We start from the raw sequence: 8,618 nt of genomic DNA, 5'->3' as shown, positions 1-8,618 counted from the left end.
GAACGCTTACTCGAAGGGGCGGCACCCGTCACGGGCGCCGCCCCTTCAGCCATGTCCCGCGGGTCAGCTCGTACTCGACCTCGCCGAGCTCGGCGCCCGGCAGCGGGTCGTCCCACACCGGGAAGAACGTGCGCACGTGCCGCAGGCCGACCGCCTCCAGCACGCCCCGGGAACCGACGTTCACGGCCATGGTCTGCGCGATCACCCGGCGCACCCCGACGGTGGCGAACGCGTGCCGCAGCAGGGCGCGCGACGCCTCGGTGGCCAGGCCCTGCCGCCAGTGCCGGCGGGCGAGCCGGTAGCCGAGCTCGGCGACGGTGGGATCGTCCGGCTGGTCGGGCCCGTTCGCCGGCGGCAGCATCATGAGGCCGATGAACGCGTCCGGCTCCTCGCCGGCGCCGCGCCGGAACGCCGTCCAGTAGCCCAGGCCGTCGACGACGCGGCCCAGGGCCATCCGCCGGGCGTGGGCGGTGATCACCTCGTCGCGGGGGCGCGCGCGGCCGAACAGGTAGCGCAGGACCTCCGGGTCGGCGTCGAGCTCCACCTCGTGCTCGAGGTGGTGCTCGGCCAGCGGGACCAGCACCATCCGGTCGGTCGTCAGGATCGGCTGAGGCACGGCCCGATCCTAGGTGCGGCGTCGCCCCTCCGCGCCCCGGCTCAGAGCAGCGCCGGGGCGGGCGCGGGCGTGAGCCGCCGCAGCTGCCGGACCACCGGCAGGGTGAGCAGCAGCCCCACCACCGGCACGAGGAAGGCCAGCTGCAACCCGATCGGGTCGGAGAGCAGGCCGAGCACGACCGCGCCGATCAGCGCGCCGCCGTAGTTGAACAGGTTGACCCGGGCGATGACCTCGTCGCTGGCGCCCGGCACGGCGTGCCCGGCGGCGCTGAACGCGAGCGGCACCAGCACGCCGACCCCGAGGCCGGTGAGGGCGAAACCGGCGACGGCCACGACGACGGACGGGACCGCGGCCACCAGGCCGCAGCCGACCGCGCAGGCCAGCAACGCCGCGGCCGCCGTGGCGACCACGCCGGCCCGGGGCACGACATGGTCGCCGACCAGCCGGGACAGCAGCACCGCGACCTGGTACGCCGCGTAGCCGAGCGGGGCCACCGAGTCGGCGGCCAGCAGCGAGTCGTGCAGGTACACCGAGCTCCACGTGCTCACGGCGGAGTCGGCCAGGAACGCGGTGAAGACCAGCGTGCCGCAGATCAGCACGACCCGGCGGGTGCCGTCGCGCGGATGGCGGTGGCCGGTGAGGTCGGGCATCACGGTGCGCGCCGGCTCGTACCCCCGCCAGCCGGCCAGGGCGACCGCGGCGGCGAACGCCCCGGCGATGCCGACCGCCACGCCGGCGCCCGCCCCGCCCGCGACGAACGCCGACATCAGCAGGGCGGCGGCGAAGGCGGCGGCCGTGTAGGCCGCGAAGAGGCGGTTCATGACGCTGCGGCCCAGCCGGGCCTGGACCAGCACCCCCTGCATGCTCAGCGAGGCGTCGACGGTGCCGAGGCCCACGCCGTACCCGATGAGGACCGCGACGAACACGGCGGTCGGCGTGGCGAATGTGGTCAGTCCCAGCCCGGCGCCGACCGCGAGCAGGCCGCCGGCCAGGGCGAAGCGGCTGCCCCACCGGGCGGCGACCGCGTCGGCCAGCAGCGAGCCGCCCGCCGCCGCCACGACCACCAGCAGCAGGATCACCGAGACGGCGGCGTCGTCGAGGCCCTGGCGTTCCTTGAACATCGGCAGCGCGGTGACCACCGCCGCGTAGCCAAGACCCTGCGCCGCGTAGCCGGCGCCGATCCAGCGGGCGCGGGCGCCGCCGGTGGGCTCGGATCGGGTCATCGCCGGGCCGATCGACGAACGTGGGAATTGTTCACGATCTCCATGGGCGCTCACTCTGGCACGTGACCGCCGCCACGTCGAGAGGCGGAAACGGCCGGTGTCACCGGGAGTCCGCCGGGGGCGCCGGCGCGGCGGTCACTCCTGGAGGAACACCGTGATCCGCCCGATCCGGCCGTCCCGGAACGTCAGCACGTGCAGCGCGTGCAGGCCCTCCGGCAGGTGGCACTCGAAGGCGGCCTGCCCGTTGGCGCGGGTCGCCACCACACGCCAGCTCCGCCCGTGCACCTTCCCGGCCAGGAAGCCCAGCACCGCCTCGCGCCCGTGGTAGGTCCGGGCCCGCGGCGGCATGTCCAGCACGACGTCGTCCCGGACGAGGTCGGCCAGGCGGCCCACGTCGGCGTGCTCGAAAGCGGCGGCGTACCGGTCGAGCACCGTGGTGTCCGCCGGCTCGGCCACGTCGTCGAGGTCCAGATCGAGCCGCGCGAGGGTGGCCCGGGCGCGTTGGAGGGCGCTGTTCACGCCGGCGCCGGTCATGTCGAGCAGCTGCGCCACCTCGGCCGCCGGCCACTGCAGCACGTCCCGCAGCACCAGGACCGCGCGCTGCCGGGCGGGCAGACGCTGCAACGCGGCCACGAACGCCAGCCGGACACCGGCCCGCGCGGCGACCGCCGCCGCCGGGTCGTCGCCCCCGATGAGGGAGTCGGGCAGCGGTTCCAGCGGGTACGCCCGCCGGGACCGCTGCTCGATAGCGGTCAGGCTGGCCCGGGTGGCGATCGCGTACAGCCAGCGGCGCAGCGTGGAGCGGCCCTCGAACCGGTCGTACGCGCGCCACGCCCGCAGGTAGGTCTCCTGCACCGCGTCCTCGGCGTCGTGCCGCGAGCCGAGCAGCCGGTAGCAGTGCGCCAGCAGCTCGGCCCGCAGCGGCTCGGCGGCCGCGGCGAAGTCGGCACCGGCCGGCGTCACCCCGCCACCACCTCTTCGGTGTACGCCCCGGAGCCGTCGATCACGTCGAGCACGCGCCGCGCGACCTGGTCGGCGGTCACCGTCACCCGGTAGTCGGGCGCGGTGCCGTTGCGCGCGGCGTAACCGGCCACGCCGGCCCGGCCCAGCTCGGTGGCCGGGGTCAGCGGCGGCAGCACCGTGGCGAAGCGCAGGCCCAGCCCGCGCCGGGTCGATTCGTCGGCGCCGTAGCCGGCGATGAACCGGATCGCCGCCTTCGCGCCCGCGTACCCGCCGCTGACCGGGGATCCGCGCAACGCCGCCCCGCTCGACATCGCGACCACGACGCTGCCCGGCGCGAGCGGCAGGCGCAGCGCCGCCTTCGTCCACTCGAACACGTGCCGGGTGTCGACCTGCCAGTTGCGTTCGAAGTCGGCCCAGTCGAGGGTGTCGATCGGGCCCATCGCCGGGATCACCCCGGCGTTGAGCACCAGCACCCGCGGGCGGTGCCGCCGGACCAGGGCGAGCGCCACGGCCGGATCCGCGGCGTCGGCGGTGACCATGTCGTAGGGGAGGCCCTCGGCCGGCGTGCGGGCCACGCCGACGACGGTCCGGCCGGTTTCGCGCAGGGCGGTGGCGATCGCGCGGCCGAATCCACGGCCGGCGCCGGTAACTATGGCTGTCATGCCTGTCGAGACCACGGGGGCGCCCCGGAGTCATCGGTCCGGGCGGGAAGAAATTAGGGTAACAAGAAGAAGTGCCGCTGCGAATTCCACGGGGGAAGAACTCGCAACGGCACCGTAGGAACAACTTAAACGACGGGGACCGGCCTGTCTAACCGGGGGACGGTCCATTGTCGCTCCCGTCGCCGGGGGAGGACCCCGGGTCGCCCGTCTGGCCGAGCACGTCGAGCATCCGCAGCACCTGGCGGCGTACCGCCGGTGACATGTCGCCGGCCCGCATGGCGATCATGCGGACCTGCCGGTCGGCCAGCTTGTGGCGCAGCTCGCGGGCCTCCGGGTCCTCGCCGGCCGGGTCGTCCTCGCCGAGCAGGAACGAGGCGGTGACCGGCGGCCGGCCGGCCGGGCGGCGCTCGTCGAAGAACTTGGCGATCGCCTTCAGCACGGCGACGGTCGGATTGGCGTTGGCGCCCGAGCGCAGGGTGGCCAGGTAGACCCGCGACACGCTGGTGTCGTGCGCCGGATCGTCGGTGATCGCCCGGGCCACCTGGGGGTTGGAGTATTCCCGGGTGCGTCCCCGCTCGTCGGTCCAGGTGATGGTGGCGAACAACTGGTTGAGCCGGGCGGCGACCGTGGCCGGTGGCCGGTCGGGGTGGTCGGGCATGGTCGAGGCTCCTGCACCTGTCAGCTACGGTTAACCGTTCGGTCGCGGATCCGCCTTGACCGGGGTCAGCAGTAAAATATAGTGTCGCAAAGATAGTTTCGGGACGACAAAGGACCATCGCGGGTCCGCTCCGGCCGATCACGGGGCGGCCGAGAACGGGCCCGCGCGCGCCGGCCGGCGGGCCTCACCGCCCGGCGAACGCGCGCGCGATGCCCGCGAGGACACGGGCGTCGCTCTCCAGGTCGTCGCCGCCCGGCAGCAGCACCGGGTCGGCGTCGACGATCGGGCTCTCCGCCTCCCTCGCCCGCAGCGCCGCGTGGATCACCGCGGCCCAGCGCCCCTCGTCGTGCTCCGCGCCGCCGGTCGCCGAGATGTCGTAGTACGGCCCCAGCAGCACCAGCCCGTCCCGGATCTCGACGACCCGGCGGTAGAACCGGTAGTGGGCGCTGTCCCAGCCCAGCCGGGCGCGCCACGAGGTGGCCGGCACGCGGCCCAGCCGCAGCTGCGGGAACGCCCGGTGCATGGCGGCCCACAGCGGTTGCAGCTGGCGGTAGTGCCGCCGGTGCGCGCGCCACAGCGGCACCGAGACCAGCATGCCGACGACCGCCGCGTAGCTGACGCCGACCACGAAGGACAGCGTGCCGGCGCCCACCCCGCTCAGGTAGATCAGGCGGAACCCGCTGACCACGCCGGCGGGCGGCGCGGTCACCGCCTGCAGCGCCGCCAGCAGCGACCGGGTGGCGTCGGCGACCAGGAACGCGCAGACGGCCACGCTGACGATGATCAGTCCGCGGCGCAGCCGGGCGGTGCGGGCGGCGCGCACGTACGCGATCGACCAGCGCAGGGACCGGGCGTGGGCGTACGCCATGTAGCCGAGCACCGCCACCACGAAGACCGTGGCGTGCGGGTTCGCGCCGTTGGCGGTCTCGGCGGGGTCGGCGCGCACCGCGGGCGGGGCCAGGGCCCAGGCCGCGACGGCGACCAGGACCGCGGCGGCCAGCGGCAGGGCCTGCCACCGTACGGCGCCGCGGGCGGCGGGACCGCGCATGGCGTAGGTGAAGAACGCGAGCAGGAAGTACGCGGCTGCCATCGTGCCGACGTTGACCACGATGCTGCGTACCCCCGGGCCGGCCCGGTCGAGCAGCGGCTCGAGCGGCGGCAGGTTGGCCGTGAAGGTCAGCGTCGCGCTCACCACGCACGCGGCCAGCGCGCGCAGCGGCAGGTCCTCCGGCGCCCGCCAGAGCTGGACGACCTTGTTGAGCAGGCCGGTCCACAGTGCCGCGACGATGGTGGCCAGCAGGACCGGGGCCACCGCTACAACCAGCCCTGATGGTGTGACAGCGACGAGCCCAGCGGCTCGGCGCCGGCCGGGTACAGCGGGTTGAGCACGCTGGCCCACTGCAGGATGTACGTGGCGATCAGCTCCGCCTCGCGCTCGTGGGCGGAGTCGTAGCAGGTGCGGCGCAGGGCGCGGGTGGCGCCGCCGGGGCGCTCGCCCGGCTCCAGCGAGCCCCAGGCCTGGTCGTCGCCCTCGTCGCTGGGGTGATCGGCGACCAGGTGACCGATCTCGTGCAGAATGATGTGATCCTGATGGGGCCGGGTGGTGTGCTGCTGGTAGAAGATGACGTCCATGGACTCCGTCATGAACCAGAGCCCGAACGGCCCCGGCACCTTGATCGGATGGGCCACCAGACGGATCGGCCGGCCGCGATGGCGGGCCAGCCGCCCGCACAGCTCCCGGACGTCCAGCGGCGGCCGGATGTCCAGCTCGCGCAGCATCGTCCGGCACCGCCGGCGGAGCCTGCGATCGCTCACGTCGTGTCCGCCCTCCCGCCGCCCGGCGCCGCCCGCCGGGGGACGGCCATCGAAGGATAGCCAACGCTGATGACCGAGGTCCTCATCGCCGGCGGCGGTGTCGCCGGCGCCGCCACCGCGCTCGCCCTGCACCGGGCCGGCCTCGCGCCGGTCGTCTACGAGGCGCACGCCTCCGGTGGCGAAGACGCCGGCGCGTTCCTGACCGTGATGGCCAACGGCATGGCCGCCCTGGCGGAGATCGGCGCCGCCCGGGCCGTCACCGAGGCGTCGTACCCGGCCGCGGCGGTGGAGCTGTTCGACGCCGGGGGGCACCACCTCGAGCACCGGGCCATCGCCGGTCCGGCCCGCACGCTGAGCCGGGCCACGCTGTACCGGGTGCTGCAGGACCTGGCGGCCGCCCGGGGGATCCCGGTGATCCACGGCAAGCGGCTGACGGCCGCGGCCGTCACCGGCGGCGGGGTGGAGGTGACCTTCGCCGACGGCGGCCGGGCCCAGGGGTCGATCCTGGTGGGCGCCGACGGCCTGCACTCGCCGACCCGCCGCCTCATCGACCGGCAGGCGCCCGGCCCGCGCCACACCGGCCAGCACGTCGTCTACGGGTACGCGCCGGGCAACCCGGCCGGGGGCGCGCCGGACGCGTACCACATGGTGTTCGGCGGCCGGGCCTTCTTCGGCTTCACCGCCCCCGGCGACGGGCGGACCTGGTGGTTCGCCCGGCTGCCGGGCGCACCCCGGCCCGGCGGGACGACCGCCGCCCAGTGGCGTGAGCTGGTGCTGGCGGCCGTGCGCGACGACGCCACCCCGGCGGCGGCAATCGTCGCGGCGACCGGCGGGGACGTGGTGGGCGGCGACTCGTACGACATCCCCACGACGCCGCACTGGCACAACGACCGAATGGTGCTGACCGGCGACGCCGCGCACGCCGCGTCACCGGCGGCGGCCCAGGGCGCGTCGATGGCCCTCGAGGACGCCGTCGCGCTGGCCGCCGCCCTGCGGGAGCACCGGGAGCCGGCGGCGGCGTTCGCGGCGTACTCGGCGACGCGGCGGGCGCAGACCGAGGAGACCGTGGCGGCCAGCGCCGCGATGGGCCGGCGCTGAGCCGATGTGACGCGCGTCACGGCCCGCGGTGAACCGGTCCGGGCCGCGCTTCGTCTTGCCCGGTGTGAGACGAAGCCTGGACGCGATGGACGAGGAGGACCTCGTGCGCCGCACCGCCGGCGGTGACCGGCGGGCGTTCGACGAGCTGTACCGCCGGACCTCGCCGTGGCTGGCCGTGCGGTTGCGCCGCCGGTGCGCCGACGAGGACGTGGTCGCCGACGTCCTGCAGGAGACCTACCTCGCGGTCTGGCGTGCGGCTGGCGGTTTCGCCGGCGCGGCCGCCGCGGGCAGCGCGGTCGGCTGGTTGTGGACGATCGCCGCCAACCGGCTGGTCGACGCGTTCCGCCGGCGCGCCCGGCAGGCCCAGCTGCCGGCCGTCGCCCTCACCGCGGTGACCGCTCCGGCCGCCGAGGACGAGGTCATGGCCGGGCGGATCGGCCAGGACCTGGAACAGGCCCTGCTCAGGCTGCCCGCCGAGCTGCGGCTGGTGCTGCGGTCCATGGTCCTCGACGGGTTGTCCGTCCGGGAGACCTCGTTGTTGCTGGGCGTGCCGGAGGGCACGGTCAAGTCCCGCGCCCGGCGGGCCCGGATCGCTCTGCGGGAGGCACTCTCATGACCACGCACCCCACCCTGGCCGTGCTCGCCCGGTACGCCGACGGGGGCCCGGGCCTCGACGACGCCGCCGTGTGGTCGGTCGAGGTCCACCTCGAGACCTGCGCCGACTGCCGGGCCCGGCTGGCCGGCAGCACGACCGGGCCGACCCGGGCGCTGCTGGAGCGGGTGGCGGCCGGGCTCGACCGCGGCATCGCCGCCGGGCCGCCGCCGCAGCCGGTCCGCCGGCCGTGGTCGGCTCTGCACCGGCGCTGGCTGGTCTGGGCGCTGCTGCCGTGGCTGACCATGACGGCCGGGGTGCTCGGCTGCGCGCTGCTGCTGGACAGCCTGCAGACCGCCCTGCCGTCGCTGGTGCTGCTGCTGGCGCCGGTGGCCCCGTTGCCCGGCGTGGCGGTGGCCTGGAGCCGCCGGGCCGACCCGGCCTGGGAGCTGATCGCCGGCACGCCGGCCACCGGGCTGACCATGCTGCTGCGGCGCACCGCGGCCGTGCTGGGCGTCGTGGTGCCGCTGCTCGCCCTGGCCGGCGCGGGTACGGGCGCCTCGCTGGCCCTGGTGCTGTTGCCCGCGCTGACCTGCACCGCCGCCACCATCGCGCTGGGCGGCCTGACCGGCGTGCGCCGCGCGGCGATCGCGGTCGGCGCGGTGTGGGCGGGCGCCGTGGTGCTGCCCGGCATCGCCGACGCCGAGCTGCCGGTGGTCCTGCGGCCCGGCAGCATCCCGCTGTGGGCGCTGGCCACCGCCGCGCTGGTGGCTGTCGCCGGCGCCCGCGTCGGCGACTACCGGCGGCTGTCCAGCTACAACTGAGACCGGACCCCCGTGGAGATGTGATGATCCGGATGGTGAGCGCGGCCGAGACGGCGCCGACCTCGTACCCGTGGGTGGTGCACGCCGAGGGGTTGCGGGTGCGGGCCGGGCGGCACCTGGCCGTGGACGGCCTCGACCTGAGCCTCGGCACCGGCGTGCACGGACTA

Annotated in this window: 10 protein-coding genes and 1 pseudogene; 4 read left to right on the top strand and 7 right to left on the bottom strand. The window is 75.6% G+C overall.

Going from position 1 to position 8,618, the window contains the following annotated elements; genetic code table 11:
* Positions 1–28: 28 nt before the first annotated feature.
* The 7 genes from Ani05nite_RS40625 to Ani05nite_RS40595 all read right to left on the bottom strand — a co-directional run bounded on the left by Ani05nite_RS40625 (position 29) and on the right by Ani05nite_RS40595 (position 5,937).
* Entirely contained in the window at positions 29–616 is a 588-nt protein-coding gene (locus tag Ani05nite_RS40625) for a GNAT family N-acetyltransferase (RefSeq protein WP_203777541.1), read from the bottom strand.
* Between the two features lie 41 nt (positions 617–657).
* Entirely contained in the window at positions 658–1,839 is a 1,182-nt protein-coding gene (locus Ani05nite_RS40620; protein WP_203777539.1) for an MFS transporter, read from the bottom strand.
* A gap of 135 nt (positions 1,840–1,974) precedes the next feature.
* On the bottom strand, positions 1,975–2,802 hold the full coding sequence (locus Ani05nite_RS40615; RefSeq protein ID WP_239131116.1) for a sigma-70 family RNA polymerase sigma factor: 828 nt from the start codon (positions 2,800–2,802) through the stop codon (positions 1,975–1,977).
* Complete coding sequence (locus tag Ani05nite_RS40610) at positions 2,799–3,464, bottom strand: SDR family oxidoreductase (protein WP_203777537.1); 666 nt, start codon at positions 3,462–3,464, stop codon at positions 2,799–2,801. The genes Ani05nite_RS40615 and Ani05nite_RS40610 overlap by 4 nt, the downstream gene beginning before the upstream one ends.
* A gap of 148 nt (positions 3,465–3,612) precedes the next feature.
* Positions 3,613–4,122 carry a hypothetical protein gene (locus Ani05nite_RS40605; protein ID WP_203777535.1) on the bottom strand — a complete coding sequence of 170 codons (510 nt, stop codon included), beginning with the start codon at positions 4,120–4,122 and terminating at the stop codon, positions 3,613–3,615.
* A 184-nt stretch (positions 4,123–4,306) separates the two neighbouring features.
* On the bottom strand, positions 4,307–5,434 hold the full coding sequence (locus Ani05nite_RS40600; RefSeq protein ID WP_203777533.1) for an MAB_1171c family putative transporter: 1,128 nt from the start codon (positions 5,432–5,434) through the stop codon (positions 4,307–4,309).
* A gap of 2 nt (positions 5,435–5,436) precedes the next feature.
* Positions 5,437–5,937, bottom strand: a complete 501-nt coding sequence (locus tag Ani05nite_RS40595; protein WP_239131115.1) for a hypothetical protein — start codon at positions 5,935–5,937, stop codon at positions 5,437–5,439.
* 69 nt (positions 5,938–6,006) lie between these two features.
* On the opposite strand from Ani05nite_RS40595, the gene Ani05nite_RS40590 reads away from it, so the two are divergent.
* From Ani05nite_RS40590 to Ani05nite_RS41730, 4 genes and pseudogenes are all read left to right on the top strand, one after another.
* The gene (locus tag Ani05nite_RS40590; RefSeq protein WP_203777531.1) at positions 6,007–7,035 is read left to right on the top strand and encodes an FAD-dependent monooxygenase; all 1,029 of its coding nucleotides are present in this window, start codon (positions 6,007–6,009) and stop codon (positions 7,033–7,035) included.
* Positions 7,036–7,120: 85 nt separating this feature from the next.
* Positions 7,121–7,651: an RNA polymerase sigma factor gene (locus Ani05nite_RS40585; RefSeq protein ID WP_203777543.1), complete on the top strand. Its 531-nt coding sequence runs from the start codon at positions 7,121–7,123 to the stop codon at positions 7,649–7,651.
* Entirely contained in the window at positions 7,648–8,451 is an 804-nt protein-coding gene (locus Ani05nite_RS40580) for a cupin domain-containing protein (protein ID WP_203777529.1), read from the top strand. The genes Ani05nite_RS40585 and Ani05nite_RS40580 overlap by 4 nt, the downstream gene beginning before the upstream one ends.
* A 23-nt stretch (positions 8,452–8,474) precedes the next feature.
* A pseudogene (locus Ani05nite_RS41730) lies at positions 8,475–8,618 on the top strand (ABC transporter ATP-binding protein); the annotation flags it as partial.

This window comes from Actinoplanes nipponensis (assembly GCF_016862275.1).
In the GTDB taxonomy this organism is placed as follows: domain Bacteria; phylum Actinomycetota; class Actinomycetes; order Mycobacteriales; family Micromonosporaceae; genus Actinoplanes; species Actinoplanes nipponensis.
This window is presented reverse-complemented; position numbering and strand designations above follow the sequence as displayed.

What these genes read in the sequence shown, in the direction of transcription:
- Ani05nite_RS40620 (WP_203777539.1), bottom strand. Translation starts at nt 1,839, where the DNA reads ATGACCCGATCCGAGCCCACCGGCGGCGCCCGCGCCCGCTGGATCGGC.
- Ani05nite_RS40610 (WP_203777537.1), bottom strand. Translation starts at nt 3,464, where the DNA reads ATGACAGCCATAGTTACCGGCGCCGGCCGTGGATTCGGCCGCGCGATC.
- Ani05nite_RS40605 (WP_203777535.1), bottom strand. Translation starts at nt 4,122, where the DNA reads ATGCCCGACCACCCCGACCGGCCACCGGCCACGGTCGCCGCCCGGCTC.
- Ani05nite_RS40590 (WP_203777531.1), top strand. Translation starts at nt 6,007, where the DNA reads ATGACCGAGGTCCTCATCGCCGGCGGCGGTGTCGCCGGCGCCGCCACC.
- Ani05nite_RS40585 (WP_203777543.1), top strand. Translation starts at nt 7,121, where the DNA reads ATGGACGAGGAGGACCTCGTGCGCCGCACCGCCGGCGGTGACCGGCGG.
- Ani05nite_RS40580 (WP_203777529.1), top strand. Translation starts at nt 7,648, where the DNA reads ATGACCACGCACCCCACCCTGGCCGTGCTCGCCCGGTACGCCGACGGG.